Origin of the sequence: Ensifer sp. Root127 (assembly GCF_001425225.1) — a bacterium.
In the GTDB taxonomy this organism is placed as follows: domain Bacteria; phylum Pseudomonadota; class Alphaproteobacteria; order Rhizobiales; family Rhizobiaceae; genus Ensifer; species Ensifer canadensis.
This window is the reverse complement of sequence record NZ_LMDX01000024.1, coordinates 45,080-66,831: the sequence shown is the minus strand read 5'-3', so window position 1 is coordinate 66,831 and position 21,752 is coordinate 45,080. Positions and strand designations below refer to the sequence as shown.

16 protein-coding genes are annotated in these 21,752 nt (G+C 62.0%); 8 read left to right on the top strand and 8 right to left on the bottom strand.

Annotated features, from left to right (window positions below; genetic code table 11):
- Positions 1 to 8: 8 nt before the first annotated feature.
- Genes ASD03_RS25780 through nuoG form a run of 7 tightly spaced genes read left to right on the top strand, consistent with a single transcriptional unit; the run spans position 9 to position 7,091 of the window.
- Complete coding sequence (locus ASD03_RS25780; RefSeq protein ID WP_025431449.1) at positions 9 to 374, top strand: NADH-quinone oxidoreductase subunit A; 366 nt, start codon at positions 9 to 11, stop codon at positions 372 to 374.
- On the top strand, positions 362 to 865 hold the full coding sequence (locus tag ASD03_RS25775; RefSeq protein WP_025431448.1) for an NADH-quinone oxidoreductase subunit B: 504 nt from the start codon (positions 362 to 364) through the stop codon (positions 863 to 865). The genes ASD03_RS25780 and ASD03_RS25775 overlap by 13 nt, the downstream gene beginning before the upstream one ends.
- Positions 862 to 1,398 carry an NADH-quinone oxidoreductase subunit C gene (locus tag ASD03_RS25770; protein ID WP_057217310.1) on the top strand — a complete coding sequence of 179 codons (537 nt, stop codon included), beginning with the start codon at positions 862 to 864 and terminating at the stop codon, positions 1,396 to 1,398. The genes ASD03_RS25775 and ASD03_RS25770 overlap by 4 nt, the downstream gene beginning before the upstream one ends.
- 29 nt (positions 1,399 to 1,427) lie before the next feature.
- Complete coding sequence (gene nuoD, locus ASD03_RS25765; protein ID WP_057217308.1) at positions 1,428 to 2,642, top strand: NADH dehydrogenase (quinone) subunit D; 1,215 nt, start codon at positions 1,428 to 1,430, stop codon at positions 2,640 to 2,642.
- Positions 2,643 to 2,659: 17 nt separating this feature from the next.
- The gene (gene nuoE / locus ASD03_RS25760; RefSeq protein ID WP_057217306.1) at positions 2,660 to 3,172 is read left to right on the top strand and encodes an NADH-quinone oxidoreductase subunit NuoE; all 513 of its coding nucleotides are present in this window, start codon (positions 2,660 to 2,662) and stop codon (positions 3,170 to 3,172) included.
- Positions 3,173 to 3,176: 4 nt separating this feature from the next.
- A complete protein-coding gene (gene nuoF, locus ASD03_RS25755; RefSeq protein WP_057217303.1) occupies positions 3,177 to 4,442 on the top strand; it encodes an NADH-quinone oxidoreductase subunit NuoF in 1,266 nt (421 codons plus the stop codon).
- Between the two features lie 30 nt (positions 4,443 to 4,472).
- Positions 4,473 to 7,091: an NADH-quinone oxidoreductase subunit NuoG gene (gene nuoG / locus ASD03_RS25750; protein ID WP_057217301.1), complete on the top strand. Its 2,619-nt coding sequence runs from the start codon at positions 4,473 to 4,475 to the stop codon at positions 7,089 to 7,091.
- 22 nt (positions 7,092 to 7,113) lie between these two features.
- Here nuoG and ASD03_RS25745 read toward each other — a convergent pair whose 3' ends face one another.
- From ASD03_RS25745 to ASD03_RS25720, 6 genes are all read right to left on the bottom strand, one after another.
- The gene (locus ASD03_RS25745; RefSeq protein WP_057217299.1) at positions 7,114 to 7,554 is read right to left on the bottom strand and encodes a CBS domain-containing protein; all 441 of its coding nucleotides are present in this window, start codon (positions 7,552 to 7,554) and stop codon (positions 7,114 to 7,116) included.
- 45 nt (positions 7,555 to 7,599) lie between these two features.
- Positions 7,600 to 8,166, bottom strand: coding sequence for an NADH-quinone oxidoreductase subunit I (locus ASD03_RS25740; RefSeq protein ID WP_057217297.1), 567 nt, complete (start codon positions 8,164 to 8,166; stop codon positions 7,600 to 7,602).
- A 10-nt stretch (positions 8,167 to 8,176) separates the two neighbouring features.
- Entirely contained in the window at positions 8,177 to 9,178 is a 1,002-nt protein-coding gene (gene nuoH, locus ASD03_RS25735) for an NADH-quinone oxidoreductase subunit NuoH (RefSeq protein ID WP_057208356.1), read from the bottom strand.
- Positions 9,179 to 9,516: 338 nt separating this feature from the next.
- Positions 9,517 to 10,692: an ABC transporter substrate-binding protein gene (locus tag ASD03_RS25730; RefSeq protein WP_158269007.1), complete on the bottom strand. Its 1,176-nt coding sequence runs from the start codon at positions 10,690 to 10,692 to the stop codon at positions 9,517 to 9,519.
- Between the two features lie 53 nt (positions 10,693 to 10,745).
- A complete protein-coding gene (locus ASD03_RS25725; RefSeq protein ID WP_057217293.1) occupies positions 10,746 to 11,111 on the bottom strand; it encodes a hypothetical protein in 366 nt (121 codons plus the stop codon).
- A 78-nt stretch (positions 11,112 to 11,189) separates the two neighbouring features.
- The gene (locus ASD03_RS25720; protein WP_244494700.1) at positions 11,190 to 14,513 is read right to left on the bottom strand and encodes a VCBS domain-containing protein; all 3,324 of its coding nucleotides are present in this window, start codon (positions 14,511 to 14,513) and stop codon (positions 11,190 to 11,192) included.
- A gap of 4,300 nt (positions 14,514 to 18,813) precedes the next feature.
- Here ASD03_RS25720 and ASD03_RS25700 point away from each other — a divergent pair.
- Complete coding sequence (locus ASD03_RS25700; protein ID WP_225906502.1) at positions 18,814 to 19,761, top strand: transglutaminase-like cysteine peptidase; 948 nt, start codon at positions 18,814 to 18,816, stop codon at positions 19,759 to 19,761.
- A gap of 95 nt (positions 19,762 to 19,856) precedes the next feature.
- Here the strand turns inward: ASD03_RS25700 and ASD03_RS25695 are convergent, their stop codons facing one another.
- On the bottom strand, positions 19,857 to 20,465 hold the full coding sequence (locus tag ASD03_RS25695) for a ribbon-helix-helix domain-containing protein (protein ID WP_057217287.1): 609 nt from the start codon (positions 20,463 to 20,465) through the stop codon (positions 19,857 to 19,859).
- A gap of 2 nt (positions 20,466 to 20,467) precedes the next feature.
- The gene (locus ASD03_RS25690; protein ID WP_082557409.1) at positions 20,468 to 21,748 is read right to left on the bottom strand and encodes an HlyD family type I secretion periplasmic adaptor subunit; all 1,281 of its coding nucleotides are present in this window, start codon (positions 21,746 to 21,748) and stop codon (positions 20,468 to 20,470) included.
- Positions 21,749 to 21,752 lie beyond the last annotated feature (4 nt).

Below are 21,752 nucleotides of genomic sequence, written 5' to 3'. Positions count from 1 at the left end.
AACGCGATATGACTGCGATGGAGTTCCTCCCGGTTCTTGTCATGGTCGCCGGAGTTGTTCTGGTGGCGGGGGCGACGCTGTTTGTCTCTTCGCTGCTGCGTCCGTCCAATCCTTATCCCGCGAAGAACATGCCCTATGAATGCGGCATGGACCCGGCAGGCGAGGCCGCCGGAGGCCGCTTCCGGGTGCAGTTCTTTGTTCTCGCAATCCTGTTGGTCGTCTTCGATGTCGAAACGATGTTCCTCTTTCCCTGGGCCGTCGTGCTGAAAGACATCGGACTGGTCGGCTATGTCGAGATGTTCGTCTTCATAGTGCTGCTTCTTGTGGGCTTCGCCTACGCCTGGCTGAAGGGAGCGCTGGAATGGGAGGCGTAAACAATGCGATCCGCGACAGCGTGCTGTTCACCACCGCCGAGAGCGTTATCAACTGGAGCCGAAAATCGGCGCTGTGGCCCGAGACCTTCGGTATTGCCTGCTGCGCCATCGAGATGATTTCGGCGGGTTGCGCCCGCTATGATCTCGACCGGTTCGGCGTGGTGTTCCGGCCATCACCGCGCCAGTCCGACGTGATGATTATCGCCGGTACCATAACCCGGAAATTCGCGCCCGTCGTACGCCGGCTCTATGATCAGATGCCGGAACCACGCTGGGTTATCGCAATGGGCACCTGCGCAATCTCGGGCGGGGTCTACAACACCTACGCCGTGGTGCAGGGAGCGGAGACCTTCGTGCCAGTGGACGTGCATGTTCCCGGCTGCCCGCCACGGCCCGAGGCGCTGATGCATGGCATCCTCCTGCTTCAGGAGAAGATCAAGAAATCCCGAGCGCTGGCCGGGACGCCTCTGGACCGGATCGCGGTGCCATGAGCGTGGAGACACCCCTCGATCTCATCCTGATCAAGGAGCGCTTCGGCAACGCGATCGACGATCTTGGCTTCGCGCGTGGCGTTCACGCCTTGGCCGCTCCGCCCGACATGATCGTCGAGCTTTGCCGGTTTCTGAAGGAACACCCGGCGCTGCGGTTCAATTTCCTGTCGGACATTTGCGGCGTCGATCATTACCCCGAGTTGCCGCGCTACGAGGCCGTGTACCACCTCTATTCGCTGCCGAACAAATGGCGCGTACGCATCAAATGCCGCCTCGACGATCCGCCGCGGGTCCCGTCGGTGACGGGCGTCTGGCGGACCGCCAATTGGCATGAGCGCGAAGCCTGGGACATGTACGGGATAAGGTTCGAGGGCCACCCCGACTTGCGGCGGATCTACATGTGGGAAGGGTTCGAGGGCTTCCCTCAGCGCAAAGACTTTCCGCTCCGGGGCTACAAGGACGAGCTGAACCCGTTTGGCGCCGAAGGCCCGCCGCCGACACAGCCCGACCTCGCGACCAAGGACATTCCATAAGGGAGGCCGCTCCACGTCGGGAATTTGAGATGACCGAAGTCACGGAACTGAGCAGGCCGGAAGGCGAGGCGCTCGACACCAAGGAGGTGCTCCTCAATCTCGGCCCACAACATCCCAGCACGCATGGGGTGCTGCGGCTCGTCCTTGAGCTGGACGGCGAATATGTCGCTCGCGTGGACCCGCATATCGGCTACCTCCATCGCGGCACGGAAAAACTGGCCGAGAGCTTCACCTACACCCAGATTTTTCCGCTGACCGATCGGCTCGACTACGTCTGCCCACCGTCAAACAACCTGGCATTCGCGCTCGCGGTGGAGAAGCTCCTGGGCATCAAAGCGCCGATCCGCGCGCAGTATATCCGCGTGCTGATGGCCGAACTGGCGCGGATCTCCGGTCATCTCCTGATCACCGGCGCGCTGCCGCTGGATCTGGGGGCAATGACCGCGTTGCTCTACGCCATGCGCGAGCGCGAAATGATCATGGACTTGCTGGAGATGATCAGCGGCGCGCGGATGCACACCTCCTTCTGCCGGGTCGGCGGTGTGCGCGAGGACCTGCCCGACGGTTTTTTCCCCAAGATCAGGGAGTTCTGCGACATCTTCCCGAACCGGATCCGCGACTATGAACGGCTGATCGAGAACAACCGGGTGTTCCTGAAGCGAACGCAGGGAATCGGCGTGATCACCGCCGAAGACGGCATCGATTTGGGCCTGAGCGGCCCCAACCTGCGCGCCTCCGGCGTCGACTGGGACATCCGCCGCGACGAGCCTTACGAGATCTACGATCGTCTCGACTTCAACGTCATCACCCGCGAAGAGGGCGATTGTTACGCGCGCTGGCAATGTCGGGTAGAGGAGATGCGCGAGAGTATGCGCATCATCGAACAATGCCTCGAGCAGATGCCCGAGGGGCCGTTCCAGATCGACATGCCGACGATCGCTTTCCCGGTGGACAAGGACAAGGTGCATTGCTCGATGGAGGCCCTGATCCAGCACTTCGACCTGTCGGCGTATGGCTTCAAGGTGCCAAAGGGCGAGGTCTATTCGGCGATCGAGGCGCCAAAGGGCGAACTCGGGTTTTACATCATCAGCGACGGCTCGGAAAAACCGTTCCGCATGAAGGTGCGGGCACCGTCGTTCGTCAACCTCCAGGGCCTGTTCGGGACGAGCAATGCGCATTACCTGGCCGACATGATCGCCGTTCTGGGCAGCCTCGACCCGGTGATGGCCGAGGTGGACAAGTAACGGGAGATTTGGACGCGATGAACATGCGCGAAAAGATCGAAGTGGCGGCGGCGCGCTATCCGAACCAGCGCTCGGCGATCATGCCCGCGCTTCTGATCGCGCAAAAGGAGCATGGCCATCTGCCGGGCCCCGTGTTGGAAGAGGTCGCCGACATCCTCGGCGTCGAGCGGATCTGGGTTTACGAGCTGGCGACGTTCTACACGCTCTTCCGCACCGAGCCGGTGGGGATGTTCCACTTGCAACTCTGCGACAATGTCTCCTGCATGCTGCGTGGATCCGAGGAATTGCTGAGGCACCTGGAAGCGGTGCTGGGGATCAAAAAGGACGGCACGACCCTGGATGGGCTATTCACGCTCTCGACCGTCGAATGCCTCGGTGCTTGCGAGATGGCCCCGGTGATGCAGGTCGGCGACGACTATTGCGGCGGCCTCGACATTGCGCGGATCGACGCGCTGTTGGAACGGCTGCGGGCGATGGCGGGGCAGGCGATCGGCGCCGATCCCGCCGCCACAGCACCGCCGGGAGAGTAGTGTCATGATGGAACCCGTCCTTCTCAGGAATGTGGGCGTGCCGGACGGCCATCAGCTCGCGACCTACGAGGCCGGCGGTGGCTACCAAGCGCTGTCGAAGGCGCTTCGCGAACACACGCCCGACGAGATCATCGATCTTGTCAAAGAATCCAACCTGCGTGGTCGCGGCGGGGCCGGATTCCCAACCGGAATGAAATGGAGCTTCGTTCCGAAGCGCGTCGGCAAGCCGAAATACCTGTGCTGCAACGCTGATGAGGGCGAGCCGGGCACCTTCAAGGACCGGATCATCATGGAGCGCGATCCGCACCAGTTGATCGAGGGGATGGCCATCGGCGCCTACGCGATCGGAGCTGAAACCGCCTATGTCTACATCCGCGGGGAATACGCGCTGGCGATCCGGCGGCTCGAGCAGGCGCTCGCCGAGGCGCATGCGAAGGGATATCTGGGAAAACGCATTCTCGGCTCGGATTTCAATTTCGCCGTGCATATCCATTGCGGTGCCGGTGCCTATATCTGCGGCGAGGAGACAGCGATGCTCGACTCGCTTGAAGGCAAGCGGGCGCAGCCGCGCTTGAAACCGCCGTTTCCGGCGGTCGAAGGCCTCTACGCCAGCCCGACCGTCATCAACAACGTCGAAACATTGGCCTGCGTTCCGCATATCGTGGCGCGAGGGCCGAACTGGTTCCGCAGCATCGGTCCGGACAAAAGTCCCGGTCCGAAGCTCTACTGCCTCAGTGGCCAGGTGCGGAAACCGGGCCTTTACGAGCTGCCGATGGGCATACCACTGCGCGAACTGGTCGAGGACCGCGCCGGCGGGCCGCTGCCTGGACGCAAGATCAAGGCGGTGATCCCAGGCGGCGTCTCGGCGCCAGTGATCCCGGAGCATGGGCTCGACGTTGGGATGGATTTCGACTCGCTGGCGGCTGCCGGCTCAATGCTCGGTTCGGCCGGGGTCATCGTAATCGACGACTCGACCTGCATGGTCAAGGTCGCCACCCGCATCATCGAATTCTTCCACCATGAGTCCTGTGGCAAGTGCACCCCGTGCCGCGAAGGGCTCAACTGGGTTGTAAAAGTGCTACGCCGGGTCGAGGCGGGGCAGGGGGCGCCGGGCGACCTCGAACAACTGCAGGCACTCTGCAAGGGCATTTTCGGCAACACGTTCTGTGCTCTGGGCGATGGTGCGGCCATGGGGCTGCGGGCGGCGCTGACGCATTTCGAGCATGAATTCGTCGCCCATATCGAAGCGGGCAGGTGCCCGTTTCACTGAGGAGCGCAAATAGAAGGCCGCAGGAAGGCAATGGTTAGCATCACGATAGACGAACAAACACTGGAAGTGGAGGCAGGCTCGACCGTGCTGCAGGCCGCCGAGCGTTTGGGCATCGACATCCCGACCTTCTGCTACCTGAAGCGGCTGCCGGCGCTGGCCTCCTGCCGCATGTGCCTGGTGGAGATCGAAGGGCAGCGGCGGCTGCAACCCGCATGCGCGACCGCGGTCACAGACGGCATGGTGGTGCGGGCAAACACGCCGCTGATCGAGGAAACACGCTCTTCCATGCTCGACATGCTGCTCGCCAACCATCCCCTCGATTGCCCGATCTGCGACAAGGGCGGCGAATGCGAGCTTCAGGACCTGGTGATGGCGTACGGCCCCCGCGAAAGCCAGTTCCGTGATGCCAAACGTGTGTTTCACTCCAAGGACATCCGCCTCAGCCCGGTCATCATCATGAACGTCAACCGCTGTATCCAGTGCCAGCGTTGTGTCCGGATGTGCGAGGAAGTGGTCGGCGCCGTCGCCTTGGGCACGGTTGAAAAAGGCATGGATACCGCCGTGACCGGCTTCGAGGGCAGCCTCGCGAGTTGCGACCAATGCGGCAATTGCGTCGAGGTCTGTCCGGTCGGTGCGCTGATGAGCTTTCCCTATCGCTACAAGGCGCGGCCCTGGGATCTGGCCGAGACCGACACGATCTGCCCGCATTGCGGCACTGGCTGCCAGCTGACCGTCGGCACGCGCAAGGGCGAGTTCATGCGGGTCCGCTCGAAGCAGGAGCATGGGGTCAACCGCGAAACCCTTTGCGTGCGGGGGCGCTTCGGCCTCGATTTCGTCGGGAGCCGGGACCGGATCAAACGGCCGATGGTCCGTCGTGATGGCGCCCTCGTCCCGGTTTCCTGGGAAGAAGCGGGGAACTATCTGCAGCGGCGGTTCTCGGCCGTCGAGGGAAAGGTCGCGGGCGGGCTGGCCTCGCCGCGCCTTCCCAACGAGGTTCTTTACCAGTTCCAGAAAGTGATGCGGACGGTGTTCCGCACCAACAACATAGACTGCGGGTCGCGTTGGGCCACACCTTCCGATGCGCTTGGCCCATTGCTGGCGAGTTTCTACACACGGGCGCCATTGCAGGACGTGATCGGCAACGACTCCGTGCTTGTTGTCGGTGGCAACGTGACCGAGGAAAACCCGGTCACCGAATATCTGTTGCGCGACTGCGCGCGGCGACGGCAGACCGACTTGCTTATGCTCTCGGCGCGGCCATCCCGTCTGGACGCCGATGCCCGGGCGGTCATTCGCGTTCCTCCCGGCGGTGAGGCGGCCGGCCTTGCCGCGGTCGTGGACGGTCTCGTTGCGGCGGCCGGTCAGGCCGTGCCGGGCGAAGTTCCCGCGGATATCGGCACACCAACCGGCAGGCTGGGCGCAACCGATGGTGACGGGGCGGACCGCCTCGCTGCTGCGCTGCTGGACAGTGGCAGCGTCACCGTTCTGGTCAGCGTCGACCTCCTGAGATCAACGCTTGCGCGTGCAGCATTACAACAGATCAACAAGCTGCTGCGGCTCCTCCGTGCCCTTGGCAAGGACCTGGCGATGCAATTCCTGTTCGACCGTGCCAACCAGCTGGGCGCCTGGGACATGGGGGTTCTGCCGGCAGCGCTACCAGGACTGCGTGCCGTCACCGATGCTGCTGCGCGCGCAACTCTCGAACGGGCCTGGGGCGCCGCGATCCCGCCTGAGCCAGGCGCAGATTTCGGGACCATGCTTGAGCTCTGTGACGGCGGGCGGATGGGCGCGCTCTATATCGTTGGAAGCGACCCAGTGATGAGCTATCCGGACCGGAAACGCGTCACGCGGGCGCTTGGCGCCGCTGATCTCCTGATCGTACAGGACGCATTCCTCACGGACACGGTGGGGCTTGCCGATGTGGTGCTGCCCGCAGCGAGTTACGGCGAAGAATCCGGTACCTTCACCAGCAATGAGGGCAGAACCCAGAAAGTCTGCAAGTTCCGCGAAGCCACCTTCGAGGCGCGGGGCAATCTGGCGATCCTCGACTTTGTCGCGGCGCTTCGAAATCAGCAGTTACGGCCGTCGACGCAAGCGGAAATCTTCGACGAGATGACCCAACTGGTACCGGCCTATCAGGGGCTGACGCTGAACGGGCTTGGCATTGACGGAGCATTTACCCGATCGGTGCCGACACCGCCGGCCGATGAGTTCCTCGCGCCGCCGCCTGCCATTCCGAATGCCGGCGACCGGCTCATGCTGATCACCGGCAACTGCCTGTTCCACAACGGATATCTTTCCGAACGCTCCGCGATCCTAAATACGGTCGCAGCCGACCCATATGTCGAGATGAGTGAGCGCGATGCCGCGCAGCTTGGTCTTGCGGATGGTGATCACGTGGCCGTGCGATCCACCCAGGGTGAACTGAGAGCGCAGCTCAAGATCAACAGGCACTTTCCCAGCGGGCTCGTGTTCGTGCCGGAAAATTACCGAGACCTGCGTCTCAACAGCCTGATGCGGCAGGGCGAATACCCTTGTCCGGTGGAGGTTGAAAAGGTGCGCGCCGCCTTCGATGCGGCGGCGGGAGTCGGGGCAGCAACTGAAAATCCCGGCCGAGGCATTGCCGAGCTTCCGGGCAGTCCACCCTAATTCCCGCTCCCGGTTTGCGCCCTCAGTGATAGGCGGTGCCGGCAATGTACTCGTGCATCGCCTGTTCATTGCGCAGCGCTTCTTCGAGCCGGTGCTTGACCACGTCGCCGATGCTCACCACGCCGACAGGCGCGCCGCCTTCCATGACCAACACATGGCGCGTGCGCCAATTGGTCATGATCGCCATCACAAAGGGCAGCAGATCCTCTGTCGAGCACGTCGCCACATTGCGGTTCATGATATCGGCGACACGCATCGTGGGCGCCCCGTTTCCGTATTCAGCCACTGCATTGCAACAGTCCCGTTCTGACAGCGTGCCCAGGCATTCCCCGGGCGAACGGCTGACGACCACGAAGCCGATATTGTTCGCTCGAAACAGCCGCAGGACTTCTTCCATCGTCTGATCCGGCGTAACCGAGATGAGGTTGGGAGACTTGGTTTTCAAAATCTGGCAGACATGCATCTGAGCCTCCTGTCTGCGCGTTCCGGCTTGGCGGCGGACGCGCACTCACGTTTGCCGGATATTCCGCCACCAGTTGTACCCCTGCAGTTCGCTCGTCTCGACCAGAACGTCCCCGTCGGTGTTCAGGTGCGCCGCGACCACACCGCCGCCGGTCGTCGCCTTGCCCGGCTTGGCAAGCAGATCGTCACGCCCGATCACCAGGTCACGCGAGGAAAAACTCGAGAATTCGTATTGCTGGCCAAGCGCGATCGCGTCCGCTGGGCAAGCGTCCTCGCACAGCCCGCAGAATAGGCATCGGGCCGTATCGATCTCAAATTTTGCCGGCCGACGGTTGCCCTTCTCGTCTTCGTAGGGAACGACTTCGATGCAGTAGCAGGGACAGATCCGCGCGCAGAGTTCGCAGGCCACGCATTTGATCTCGCCCTGGTCGTCGCGCTTCAGGAAATGGTGCCCGCGGTAACGCGAATAAGGCAACCATTTTTCCTTGTCCGGATACTGCATGGTCACGGATTTGGAGAACATGTAGCCGAATGTCAGAGCCAAAGCTTTCGCTAGATCGGCGAAGAACACCCAACCGATCCATGTTCCAACTCTGTCTCCTGCGTGCGACATCGCCGCCCCGCTACGGAGCCCCTGCGGCTCCCAAAAGAACACCGGTTATAATTATGTTCGCCATCGACAGAGGAAGCAAGACTTTCCATCCGATGGCCATCAGCTGGTCGTAGCGATAGCGTGGGAAAGTGAAGCGGAACCATATGAATACATAGATGAAGAAGGCGACCTTGAGCACAAACCAGAGAAGCGGCGGCAAGGGGAGCAGCACGCCGTTCCAACCGCCGAAGAACAGGATCACCACCAGCACCGACACCAGCAACACAATGGCGTATTCGCTGACCATGAAGAATGCAAAGCGGATGCCGCTGTACTCGGTGTGGAACCCGGCCCCCAGATCGCCTTCCGCTTCCGCCAGGTCGAAGGGAATGCGCTGCGCTTCGGCCAGCCCGGCGACGAAGAACACGAAGAAGCCGACGGGTTGGTAGACAATGTTCCAGACATCGGCTTGCGCCCGGACGATCTCGAGCAGGCTCATGGATTGCGCCAGCATGACCACGCCGATGACCGCGAACCCCATCGGGATTTCGTAGCTGATCATCTGCGCGCAGGTCCTGAGGCTGCCCAGGACAGCGTATTTGCTGTTGGCGGCCCAGCCACCGAAGATGACGCCGTAGACCTCAATCCCGATCACCGCGAAGACGAAGAGGAGCGCCACATTCATATTGGAGACGTAGAGCGTAATTTCGGTGCCGAGGACCGAGACGCTTTCACCGAAGGGGATCGCGACGAACACCACGAAGGGTGGGGCAAGCGCCAGGATCGGCGCCAGTTTGAAGAGGAAGCGATCGGCCTCGGCCGGGATATGGTCCTCTTTGGTTAGCAGCTTGATACCGTCCGCCAGCGGCTGCAGCAGCCCGTGCCAACCCACGCGCATTGGCCCCATACGCTGCTGGATGTGACCGGCGACCTTGCGCTCCACCCAGGTCAGCGGCAAGGGCAGCAGTAGCAGGATCGCAATCAGAAATGCGACCTTGAAGACGATCAGGCCAAGAGCGACGATAAGTTCCATGATCGCGGCTACTTATTCATCGGGTTGAAACGACGCCCGGACGTTGGCTCCAGCTATACGTTGAACACTACGCTTGCCAGTATTTACGGTACAGCGGTGATGCATTACTTGCAAAGCGGAAATCGTTTCCGCATCGCTGTTGGGCGTTTGGCGCAAACGACTTCGCCCAAAACTTGAATTCAACTGGGTCGTACAAGTCTCAGCGCAATCGGCTTCTGGCAGCATAGTGCCTGTCGGCGCCGGCTCCTCCAAGATCGATGCGAGGCCGTTTCGTCGTTGCGGTGGGCAAAACCCTTCGTTTTCGATATCAGGACTCGCACAGGGTCCAGCCGCCCGGCTCAGAACGACCGTGGGGCCGGATCCAGGAGCTTCACGCTTCCGCCCGTAACTTGATGGATTGCGCAGGTCCGCCGCACGGTGCCGTTCTTTTCGAAGCGGAATGCCGCCGCTGCGCCGATGAAGCCGTTCGGAGAACGGATGTTCTCCTGGTTGATGGCGTCTTCGCCCTGGGTACGGACGAGACCGGCTGCAAGCGCAATGATGTCGAAGCCATAGGCCGCGTCGGGGCTGGCAGCACGCTCGTAGCGGTCGATATAGCGCGACGTCATCCGCGAACCGTTCTCCGGACCGAAGAGACAGAGATGACTTCCGGAAAGCTCTGGGCGCTTGTAGGCGGCCGCGCTCCAGCCGGAGCTTCCAACGACCATCGCGTTTGGTTTCAGATAACCGTTGGCCTTGAGTTGCGACAACGCGCCGACGTCGGAACCTCCCGCACCGACCAGGATCACTGCATCGACGTCCTTCAGCTTGGCCTTGGTAACCGCGTCGGCGGAAAACGCGGTCGTGCCTGTCACAGCAACGAGGACCGGCTTGATGCCATAGCCGGCAAGCTCGCGCTCGAGCCTTTGCCGCTCGGCGGCAGAGACATCGCTCGGCAAAAGCACGACAAGCCGCTTATGGCCGGAAGCCACCGCGTATGACGCGCCCTCGACGGCGCTGTCGATGCGGTCAGATACAAAGGCGAAGGTGCCTGTCGGCCGCTCGGCGCCGTTGTTGCGTAACACCAGCAGTGGCGCGCGAGCATTGCCGAGGCCCTGGCGGACGGTGCTGACCGGCACGTCAGCAACGGAAACGGCGACGAGCGCGACGTTCTGGCCGGCGAGCCGCTTCGCGGCGTCCTGGATCTGCTGTGGTGAGCCGTCGGTATTCTCGACCAGCAGCGAGAGCTGGCCACCGCCAACCTCATCCACGGCGAGCGACGCGCCATCCCGGATGTCGCGTTCGCGCACCGTTTCTCCGGTCGGCGACATGAGGGCTGTGATGAGCGCGATCCGCGTCGCGCCGCTGCCGAAGGTTTCCTGCGGTTTCGCCGCATGTTCTGCCGCGCGCCGGGCATGCATCGCCTGCGGTGATTCCACGTCGAGCACGTCTTGAGGGGTGGGGGTGCCCTGGCAACCGGCAAGCACGCCGAGCGCGAAGATGCAGAGGGTTAGCCATTGCCGACGAGGCGACACACACGTTGCTGATGAAATGACAGCGCGAGACATTGACGATCAAACCGCCTGTTTCAGTTCATGAAGCGACGCATTTTGGCGTGGAAGCAATCGCACTTGGCGAGATAGTCCTCGTCGCGCCAATTGGCTCGAAGGTAACCGTAGGCCTTGCCGCAAGCGACCTTGGTCTCGGACGCCCAAACGAAAGCGGGGCGCGTCGAGAAAATCCAGCGCGGATCATCGGCAACAGCGATCGCCTCGTCCATGCGCGACACGACCTCCTTCGTCAACGTGGCGACGTTCTCCTCGACTGTCAGCGAGGATTGGCTAAGCTCGGTGCACTGTCTGGCAACCGGTGCATAGTCGACGATGAGATCGGCCGCGAAACCTGAAAAGGGCATTAGAGCGACGATCGCGCCCGCCAGTATGCTTCTGATCATGAAAAAGATTCCCCCCTGGAATATGCGGTTCCCGGATGATTGCCGAGAACCGCGGAGCTGTCGAGATCGACTTTGCGTTTAAGGAACGTCTTGTGTCTTCGGCGCACCGTTTTCGTTGAACAGGACCTTCACCACCTCGGTCGACACTTGGAAATCTTCCAGTACGGCGACTGTATGCCATGCCGCGCCATTGCCGGCGCTGCCGTCCGTGTCCACCTGCAGGTTGGCGTTCTGGCCATCCTGCACGACCTGGACGTAGTTGCCATCGAGATTGGTACCCGTCGGCAGGTTGCCGAGCAGGGCGGACAGGTCGACGTTGTCATTCTCCGCGTAGTTGTAGTCGGTGATCACATCGTCGATACCAAGCTGGAGCGAGTCGAGGTCAACCACGAAGGTATCCTTGCCCGAACCGCCGGTCATCGTATCCGAGCCGGTGCCGCCATAGAGGAAATCGTCGCCCGTACCGCCGACGAGAATGTCATTGCCCGAATTGCCGTAGAGCGCGTCGCTGCCCGAATCGCCGATGAGCGTATTGCCTAGGCTGTCGCCGGTCAAAACATCATTGTATGAGCTGCCTACGAGCCCTTCGATCGCCGTGTAGCCATCGCCGGCCGCATCGCCAGAATTCGCAGCAGGCGCCGCAAGGCTGGCAACTACGCCAGCGGAGGCCGACTGATAGGAAACCATATCCATGCCGCCGGCGCCGTTGAAACTATCGGCGTGAGACGTGGCGGCAAAGACTTCGTCAGAAGCGGACCCTGCCATCGCCTGACCATCCGGCTCGAAAGTCAGATCGATTGAGGCCCCACCAGCCTTGTCGCCATCCGCGTCGACCAGTTCGACTGGGATAGAGATGCTTACGGGATCGGTCGCAACGACGGCGCTACCGAATCCTGTCAGTGCGAACGAATCGTCCGCGTTCGCGAACGTGTCACTTCCTGTGCCGTAATAAACATCAAGGGTTGTGTATTGATCTGCGGTGTAAACGGCTACGGTCGTGTTGTCGACAAGTCCTTCAACCTTAACTTCATTTGTCAGCAGGTTTCGCGTAATGCGGTAGCTGAGGCCATCGACGGTGATCGATTGCGTATTGCCGGTTGAGAAATCGACAACGAAAGTGTTATCCGAAGGGTTGGCGTTGTTGCCGGAATGGCTGATGATGACCCTGGTTATCGGTTCGGGTGTGCTATCGTTTATGCGATTGTCTTCACTGGCATCGCCGAAGTCATTGTCATCCGAAGCAACGAATACCGCGGTGGAGCGACCATTGCCTATGCTGCCGAATTTGACGGAAGCGCCGTTGACCAGATAATGCTCGTCGAATGTGTGGCCCGGCGAGACGGAATTGTAGTTAGTCGCAGTAGGAGTTCCCGTAAGATCCGAAACGAAGTTCAGTCTCACCCCTTCGTCTGAGCCGATTTTCTGGCCGCCGTCACCTCCCGAAACACCAACAGAATTGGCCGTCCCGTTAATTCTTTTAGCGTCATCACCAATAGGAGTGATCAGCAGGTCTGGCGAATCATCATTTTGGGGACTGTTTATTTGCCCGTTCGGCACGAAGCCCACCCAATTGGTGTTTCCACCCGAGAATGCGTAGCTCCCACCATTGAAGTTAACGTTGCTGGCGGAATCGACCTTCCCGTACATGGTGACACCATAACTGTCGTTCGAACCGGCCAAACTTCCGTCTTGGTTGATTTCAACTTCGAAGACCCACTTGGTATTGTCTGCCGCACTGGTCGACGACGTGGACGCAATCAGGGTATTCCCGACAACGTAGTAGTAGATCGCCGCCCCGCTTGACGTGAAACCGCTATTCGAGCCATTGAGCGATGAAGCGAACCTCACGGTTCCACCCTGATCCGCGCCGACATTGTCATCAACGTTGCGATCCGCATCGAGATAGGCAATCGCCTCGGTCCCCGCCTTGTTTGTCAGATGGAGATGGTCTGGATCGATTGCCGAAGGCGTATCGTCGGTGATCTCGACATTGAGCACCGCACTGGTGCTCGAGCCGTCCTCGTCCGTCACCGCCACGGTGAAGTTGTCGAACACGCCGCCGTCGGGACCGGCCGAGGTGTGTCCCGTGCTGTTGTCCTGCAGCAGATAGCTGTAGGTGAAGGTCGCACCCGTCACCACGCCATTGACCGTCGTAGGTGTGTAGCCGGTGATCGTCAGAAGCCCGAGCGCCGTGTCCACCGTCTGGTTGGCGGTGAACACGCCAGCCGTCACAACCGCAGTGCCGTTCACTGTCAGCCCGGCAAGACCATCCGGCGTCGTCACCGAGAAGCTGCCGGTCTGCGTCAGCGCCGCTGCGTTGGGCGAGGAACCGTCAGGGAGATTTTTCTCATACATCGTAACTTCGGTGCTCGACGACAGCCCATTCACGCTGACACCGTCGTTGGTGCCGGTGATCGTGATGGTAACCGTCTGCGTCGCCGTGCCACCATGACCATCATCGACGGTCACATCGTACTTCTGCGTCAGCGTCTCGCCTCCATTTAGCGAGTCCAGCACGCTGTCTGCAACCTGGAAGGTCCAGCCGACCGAGTCGCTCGCCTGGTTCAGCGCGCCGAGTGAGAAGGAGCCCAGATAGCTGGCGCCCTGTGCGGTGAAGGTGGCGCTGTGGGTGTCGAGCGTGTCGACATCGGCAAAGGACACCGCGCCGCTCTTGGCGTGCGTCGTGGCATTCTCGCCCGCAGCGCCGTCGGCGATCTCCGTCACGGTCGCGCTCTGCGTGCCCGACGTGATCACCGGTGCGTCGTTGGTGCCGGTGATCACGACCGTCACCGTCTGTGTCGCCGTGCCACCATGGCCGTCGTCGACGGTCACGTCGTACTTCTGCGTCAGCGTCTGGCCGGCCTGCAGGCTGTCGAGCACGCCGTCGGCGACCTGGAAGCTCCAGCCGACCGTATCAGTCGCCTGGTTCACCGCGCCGAGCGAGAAGGTGCCGAGGTAGCTGGGGCCCTGTGCGGTGAAGCCGGCGCTGTGCGTGTCGAGCGTGTCGACATCGGCGAAGGTCACCGCGCCGTTCTGCGCATGCGTTGTCGCATTCTCGCCCGCTRCAYYGTCGGCGATCTCCGTCACCGCACCGCTCTGTACCGCAGAGGTAATCACTGGAATGTCGTTGGTACCGGTGATGGTGATCGTCACCGTCTGCACTGCCGTGCCGCCAGGGCCGTCGTCGACGGTCACGTCGTACTTCTGCGTTAGCGTCTGGCCGGCCTGCAGACTGTCGAGCACGCCGTCGGCGACCTGGAAGCTCCAGCCGACCGTATCAGTCGCCTGATTCAGCACGCCGAGCGCGAAGGTGCCGAGGTAGCTGGGGCCCTGGGCCGTGAAGCCGGCGCTGTGGGTGTCGAGCGTGTCGACGTCGGCAAAAGTGACCGCKCYGCACCGCAGAGGTGATCACTGGAACGTCGTTCGTGCCGGTGATGGTGATCGTCACCGTCTGCACTGCCGTGCCGCCATGGCCGTCATCGACGGTCACGTCRTACTTCTGCGTCAGCRTCTGGCCGGCCTGCAGGCTGTCGAGCACGCCGTCGGCGACCTCGAAGCTCCAGCCGACCGAGTCACCCGCCTGGTTCAGCGCGCCGAGCGCGAAGGTGCCGAGATAGCCGCCGCCTTGCGGTACGAAGCCGGCGCTGTGGGTGTCGAGCGTATCGACGTCGGCAAAGGTTACCGCACCATTCTGTGCATGCGTTGTCGCATTCTCGCCCGCTGCATTGTCGGCGATCTCCGTCACCGAACCGCTCTGCACCGCAGAGGTGATCACCGGAACGTCGTTCGTGCCGGTGATCACAATCGTCACCGTCTGCACTGCCGTGCCACCATGGCCGTCATCGACGGTCACGTCGTACTTCTGCGTCAGCGTCTGGCCGGCCTGCAGGCTGTCGAGCACGCCGTCGGCRACCTCGAAGCTCCAGCCGACCGAGTCACCCGCCTGGTTCAGCGGGCCGAGCGAGAAGGTGCCGAGGTAGCTGGGGCCCTGKGCGGTGAAGCCGGCACTGTGGGTGTCGAGCGTATCGACGTCGGCAAAGGTTACCGCACCATTCTGTGCATGCGTCGTGGCATTCTCGCCCGCAACACCGTCGGCGATCTCCGTCACCGAACCGCTCTGCACCGCAGAGGTGATCACTGGAACGTCGTTCGTGCCGGTGATGGTGATCGTCACCGTCTGCACTGCCGTGCCGCCATGGCCGTCATCGACGGTCACGTCNCGTCAAACCGTTCCACCACGCCGCCAAGCTGCCAACCGGACGTGATCACCGGGGCGTCGTTGGTGCCGGTGATGACGATCGTCACCGTCTGCACTGCCGTGCCGCCATGGCCGTCGTCGACGGTCACATCGTACTTCTGCGTCAGCGTCTGGCCGGCCTGYAGSSWGTCSAGCACGCCGTCGGCGACCTCGAAGCTCCAGCCGACCGAGCCACCCGCCTGGTTCACCGCCGCCAGCGCGAAGGTGCCGAGGTAGCTGGCGCCCTGTGCGGTGAAAGTTGCGCTGTGCGTGTCGAGCGCATCGACGTCGGCAAAGGTTACCGCGCCGTTCTGCGCATGCGTTGTCGCATTCTCGCCCGCAACACCGTCGGCGATCTCCGTCACCGAACCGCTCTGCACCGCAGAGGTGATYACCGGAACGTCGTTSGTGCCGGTGATCGTGATCGTCACCGTCTGCACTGCCGTGCCGCCATGGCCGTCGTCGACGGTCACATCGTACTTCTGCGTCAGCGTCTGGCCGGCCTGTAGGCTGTCGAGCACGCCGTCGGCGACCTCGAAGCTCCAGCCGACCGAGTCACCCGCCTGGTTCACCGCGCCGAGCGCGAAAGTGCCGAGGTAGCTGGCGCCCTGTGCGGTGAAAGTTGCGCTGTGCGTGTCGAGCGCATCGACGTCGGCAAAGGTTACCGCACCATTCTGCGCATGCGTTGTCGCATTCTCGCCCGCAGCACCGTCGGCGATCTCCGTCACCGAACCGCTCTGCACCGCAGAGGTGATTACCGGAACGTCGTTGGTGCCGGTGATGGTGATCGTCACCGTCGTCGACGATTTGTCGCCATCGCCATCAGTGATCTCGTAACTGAACGTATCCGTCACTGTCTGGCCCGCAGCAAGACCTTGGACGGCGCCATGAGCGTTGTTCAGTGTATAGGTGTAGCTGCCGTCAGCGCCCAAAACCAGCGTACCGAACTGGCCGACCGTTGCGCCACCAACCACGCCCGCCGCGTCGCCAGACGATACGGCCGTGACCGACGCCCCGTCTGCCCCCCGCACGTCCTTGACACCGTCCGTACCATTGGCATCCGTGCCACCCGAGCCGGTCAGCACATTGCCATCCGCAACGAGCACACCATCTTCGGTCGCGCTATCCGTGTCCGCTGCAGCCGTCGCAACGTCGTCGGAGACCGAGACGGAGACGGTGCCTTCCGCCGTGTCGCCGTCCGTGTCGGAAGCGATGACCTTGACCGAGCCGAGTGCGGCGAGATCGTCGGCATTGACGCCGGGATGGCTGGCATAGTTGTCGGTAAGTGTCGCCGTCACCGTCGCGCTGTCGCCGCTGCGCACCAGGTCGAGGGTGACGATGGTCACGCCGCCGGCCTTACCTACGATCTGGGTGTCGGAGACCCTATCCCAGGTCAGCGCACCGGTGAGGGTGCTGGTGTCGCCGAACACGATGGTGGCGATCGCATCCGAACCGGCCACGAAGCCGATCGTGCCGCTGCTGGCGTCGGCGCCCGGCGTGCTGCCGTCGGCCAGGTTCTGGTCGTCGAGTGCAAGCGATGCGGAAGCCGCAAGCGGATTGACTGTCGGGCCGGCGCCGTCCGTCACCGTGATCGTCTGGCTGTCGCTCGTCGTGTCGTTGTCGGCATCCTTGGCCGACAGCGTGAAGCTGACATTGACGCCGCCGGCATTGTTGAGGTTGCTGGCCGCTGCAAACGTCCAGGTGTTGTCGGCATTGACCGTCAGCGTGCCCTCGGCAAGCGCAAACGCCACCGACTGGCCCGCCGTCAAGGTCAGCGTCTGCGTTGTGTTGCCGGCCGTCACGTCGACTGTGCCGACGCCATCGGCACCTGCCGAAAGCGTCCAACTGCCGGCAAGCGTCTGGCCTTCCACCACGCTCGGCGCGGCCGGATCGGTGATCCCGATCACTGGAACGTCGTCGATGATATCGATCTGGAGGGTGGCCGAACCGCCGGCACCATCGTGATCGGTGACCGTGAGGTCGAAGATGTCCCGGTCCTGCTCGATATTCGTCCCGGGATTGACCCCGGAACTCGTGACTGCGCTCGTCAGCTCGTAGGTGTAATCCGCCACACCGGTAAGCGGGTTGTAGCCGGTGATGGTCAATGTACCGAATTGACCCACAACCGTTTGCCCGACGAGACCGCCGATGGCGAACGTCTGACCGTTGACGGTCAGGCCAGCGATGTCGTCAAGCCCGTCCGGATCGGTGAGGGCAAACACACCGCTGACCGACGCACTGCCATCGCCCGCACGCGATCCGACTGCGAGGCCGGCTTCGTCGACTTGCCTGTCGCTCACCGCGATGCCGCCTGGATTATCTTTGGAGTCGGGGGTGATCGACGGGTCATCGTTGGGGTCAAGCGCGAAGGGCAGACGCTCGGTCGCTTCAAGCGCAGGAAACTCCAGGGCGGTCGGGGCGAGCAAGTCGATGACCGGCCCGGCCTGGCCGATGTCGCCGGTCGCATCGGAGAGATCCCCGCCGCTGCTTTGGTTCGACACGACGCTGATGGTGCCATCCGGCCCCGCGGCGACGTTGATACCGTTTTCGCCGAGCACCGCCACGAGGGTTTCGCGGGGGATTTCGGCGTCGCCGATGACGAAGGTCGGAACTTTCAATGCGGCGTTCTGGATCGTGATTGTAGAGCCATCAGGCTGTTCTAAAACGATATCAGTGCCGACCACCTGGATCTTTTCGATCGATGCGCCTGCAGGGAGGTGCACGACATTTGAAGCATCGGCGCTGACCGTCGCCGGCATCGGCGGCGTTTGGAGCGCGTTCTCAGCGCCCTTCACCGGAGCGCCGGTTGCCTGGTCCAGGAGCTGCGGCTCGTCCGTCGCGCCACCACCGGTCTGTGCTACCAACCGGCCGGCTTTGCCATCCGGTGCGTCGCGGTACTCGATTGCCTCTGCCGGGTTTGCGGCGGCATCGTTGGAATTTGTGGTGCCTGCGGTTGCCATAGAAAATACCCCTCGACCTTTGCGGGCAAGAGAACATCAACCTTGTGCAGCCGCAATCGGCATCGAAGGGATTAGAGAAAAACAGCATAATATGATATGCTAATACCCAAAATTGGTTAGATTGACGCAATTTTAATAGTTCTGGTCATGGGTTCGAAACGAATGCCCCATCCGGGCCGCCTGAGCTATAAAAAGAAGCCCTGATGTCACAGAGAACAGTGGCAAAATGCGCCCGTCAATCGCAACTGGCCGCGTTGCAAGACGTTCCGTTGAACGCATCCTCATGAAACAACCGGCACAGGTGCCAAACGGCATGCTCCGGGCTGGCGATCGCTTTCATGATGACGGAGTCGGCGACTTCTATAAACGAATCCGTCAGTGCTCCAAAAGCATACACAAGTATAAAGTTTGAATAAAATTTTACATAAAACGTATTGGCGTGGCACATACTAAATAATACATACGGCTTTACCTGCATTTTTCTTTTGATTCGTAGAGTGTCTCCATGCAACCGAGAGACACGGCGATGAACAAGAAGAGCTGGAAGCACTGCGAAAAATACCTGAAGACTTCGGTGTTTGCGATCGGCCTGGCATCGCTTTCAGCGATATCCTCTGTGCAGGCCGGACAGCCCGGCATGCTCCAGCCCGGCGTCTTCCAGCAGATGCTGAGCCTCGCGAGTCCGCTGGCGGCCGTCGCCACTGAGGCAATCGGCACCTGGTCGAAGCAAGCCTCCGAAGGGCTCAAGCGGCAGCGGGTGCAGAAAGTGGCGGTGACGGCAGGCACCAACCTCGGTGGCCAAACACCGGCGCAGTCGACGCCCTCCGCCGTTTTCCATTCCGTCGCCTTCCGCGTCTCTTCGATCCCCGTGGCCCGCAAATGGAAAACCGTCTTTCCGGCGGTCGCGGCAGCCGATTTCGACCACTGCGCCAACGAGAGTGGTTGTGCCGCTCGCGGCATCCTCGGCAGGGCGATCGAAAACGCCAACGGCCTCGCCTTCCGGCAGAAGATCAGCGGCATCAACCGGACGGTGAACCGGCTTGTCCGCTACCAGCCGGACGCTGAGAACTACGGCTCCAAGGATTATTGGGCAACGCCGGACGAAATTCTCGCCCGCGGCAAGGGCGACTGCGAAGACTATGCCATCCTGAAGATGGCGGCTCTGAAGGCGGCCGGCCTGCCGCCGGAAGCCATGTCGGTCGTCGTTCTGCGCGATGTCCGACGCAACCTCTATCACGCGGTGCTCGCGATCACGACGAGCCAGGGCCACTTCATTCTCGACAATTTGAGCGACGAGGTGAAGCCCGACCGTGCTCTGCCCAACTACCAGCCGCTCTTCTCGGTCAGCGCCGACCGCTCCTGGATCCACGGCGTCAGGTCGACCGGCGACAAGGTCGCTTCGGCCGCACCTCTGTCCGATGTCATGCCCGGAGAGGGTGTCGCGCTTCGCTAAACCTCATCTCCAAACGCAACGCCTTTCGTCGAATGGGTGACCGCTCGAAAGGGTCGCCATTTTAACTACGCTGTCGCAGCGGCGGTCGCATTGGATCAGGCCAGAATAAAGCCGATGATGACGTCCTGGTCGGAGAGCGGAGCGAGGGCGGCGGTAAACTTGCCCCGCGTGATCTGTCCCTGCGCGCCGATGGTGAAGCCGGCCGATTGCGGTTCGCCGGGGGTCTCCTTGAGGCGGTGCACGAGATCGACAAACTGAACGTCGAAGGAGAGCTTCAAGCCCCGTGCGGGTTGAGGCAGGTGCGAGCGCAGGACACGTGACTGGACGAAGGAGAGAAAGGCGGGGTTATAGGCAATGATGTGCTTGTTCCCCGTGAGCGCAAAGGCCGGCGACGGACTTGCGCGGACCTGGCCTGCAACCACCGCCAGATTGCTGCGCTCCTTGGCCGACGAGAGTTCGTCGCGCAGGTAGCGGGTGGCGATAAAGCGCAGCCGCGCCGTCAGGTTGCCTTCGCCCTCGAGTTCTGTTTCGCAGGCGGCAACGATATCCGCGAGCTTACGGCCTTGCCGCGCGGCAAGCTCGCCAAGGCTCTGCCAATAGATCTCCTCAAGTTTGATCCCGCGGCGCTGACCGCCGACGGTGACGACACGGAACCGCAGAGCGCTCAGGTCCGCGTCGGACGGGGGAGGCGGCGTCTCGTTCATCGTCAGCGCTCCCGCAGAGCTTCCTCGCGCGCCTTGTTGATCGGCTTCATCAGATAGGCAAGGATCGTTTTCTTGCCGGTCATGATATCCACGGACGCAATCATGCCGGGCATGATCGCATATTCGCGCCCATCCTTCACCAGCGCGGCTGTGTCGGTCTTGACGCGCACGAGATAGTAGGTTTCGCCATTGTTCTGATCAACCAGGCTGTCGGCGCTGATGGTCTCAACGACACCGCCGAGGCCACCGTAAATCGAGAAGTCATAAGCCGAGACCTTGATCAGTGCCGGCTGGCCGGCGCGCACGAACGCAACGTCCCTTGGAGATAGCCGTGCCTCGACGAGCAGAATCTCCGACGTCGGTACGACGCCGGCGATCACCCCACCGGGCGTCACATAGGCGCCGACTGTGTTGACATCGAGCGTATTGATGATGCCGTCGACTGGTGAGCGAATGTCGGTGTTGGCGACCCGGCTGCTGGCGCCGCGGATGGTTTCCTCGATAACGGAAAGTTGCGAAAGCGCCTCGGTCTTTTCCGCCAGGGCCTCCTGCTTCAGTTGCAGCGACAATTCGGTCACCTGGAGGGTTGCCTCCCTGAGCGCCGCCTCTAGCTTTCCGACTGACTCCTTCCAGAGGGCGAGCTGACCCCGGGTATCGGTCAGCTCTTTCTCGACCCTGAGCACCTCGGTTTGCGCGACGAGCTTGCGCTTGACCATCGGCGCGAGCATTTCCTGTTCTTGCTCGGTCAACTGCAGGCTCTCTGTCAGGCGGGTGATATTGGCCGCCGCCTCGGCAAGCTCCTTCTGCCGCTGGCCTTCGCGCGCTTGCATGACCGACAGCTTGTTGTTGAAATTGCCGGCCTTGGCTTGAAGCAGTTGTTCCTCGTTCGCGCATATGGCCGGCGCGACCTTAGTGATGTCCTCAGGACATTGGTATTTTGCGTCGTAGGCCCCGGTCTCCTCGAGTTTGAGCCGCGCGACTTGCGCGCGCAGCGATCGCCCCTTGGCCTCGAGTTCGCCAAGGGAGGAGCCGCTCGCGGTATCGTCGAGCCGGAGGATCAGATCGCCGCGGCGAACGACCTGTCCGGGCTGTACCGCGATCTCGCGCACGATGCCGGGTTCACTCGACTGGATAATCTGCGTCTTCGAGACGGGGATGACCTTGCCTTCACCGCGGGCGATCTCATCAACCTCGGCAATCGCCGCCCAGGCGACGAAAGAGCTGATCAGCAAGCCGATGACAAGCAACCCGGCGCGCGCGGCAAGCGGCGGTTTCTCAGTCATGCTG

Coding starts and splice junctions, on each gene's coding strand:
- nuoH (WP_057208356.1), bottom strand. CDS start 9,178: ATGGAACTTATCGTCGCTCTTGGCCTGATCGTCTTCAAGGTCGCATTT.
- nuoF (WP_057217303.1), top strand. CDS start 3,177: ATGATGGAACCCGTCCTTCTCAGGAATGTGGGCGTGCCGGACGGCCAT.
- ASD03_RS25700 (WP_225906502.1), top strand. CDS start 18,814: ATGCAACCGAGAGACACGGCGATGAACAAGAAGAGCTGGAAGCACTGC.
- ASD03_RS25740 (WP_057217297.1), bottom strand. CDS start 8,166: ATGTCGCACGCAGGAGACAGAGTTGGAACATGGATCGGTTGGGTGTTC.
- ASD03_RS25690 (WP_082557409.1), bottom strand. CDS start 21,748: ATGACTGAGAAACCGCCGCTTGCCGCGCGCGCCGGGTTGCTTGTCATC.
- nuoD (WP_057217308.1), top strand. CDS start 1,428: ATGACCGAAGTCACGGAACTGAGCAGGCCGGAAGGCGAGGCGCTCGAC.
- ASD03_RS25695 (WP_057217287.1), bottom strand. CDS start 20,465: ATGAACGAGACGCCGCCTCCCCCGTCCGACGCGGACCTGAGCGCTCTG.
- ASD03_RS25725 (WP_057217293.1), bottom strand. CDS start 11,111: ATGATCAGAAGCATACTGGCGGGCGCGATCGTCGCTCTAATGCCCTTT.
- ASD03_RS25770 (WP_057217310.1), top strand. CDS start 862: ATGAGCGTGGAGACACCCCTCGATCTCATCCTGATCAAGGAGCGCTTC.
- ASD03_RS25745 (WP_057217299.1), bottom strand. CDS start 7,554: ATGCATGTCTGCCAGATTTTGAAAACCAAGTCTCCCAACCTCATCTCG.
- ASD03_RS25780 (WP_025431449.1), top strand. CDS start 9: ATGACTGCGATGGAGTTCCTCCCGGTTCTTGTCATGGTCGCCGGAGTT.
- nuoG (WP_057217301.1), top strand. CDS start 4,473: ATGGTTAGCATCACGATAGACGAACAAACACTGGAAGTGGAGGCAGGC.
- nuoE (WP_057217306.1), top strand. CDS start 2,660: ATGAACATGCGCGAAAAGATCGAAGTGGCGGCGGCGCGCTATCCGAAC.
- ASD03_RS25775 (WP_025431448.1), top strand. CDS start 362: ATGGGAGGCGTAAACAATGCGATCCGCGACAGCGTGCTGTTCACCACC.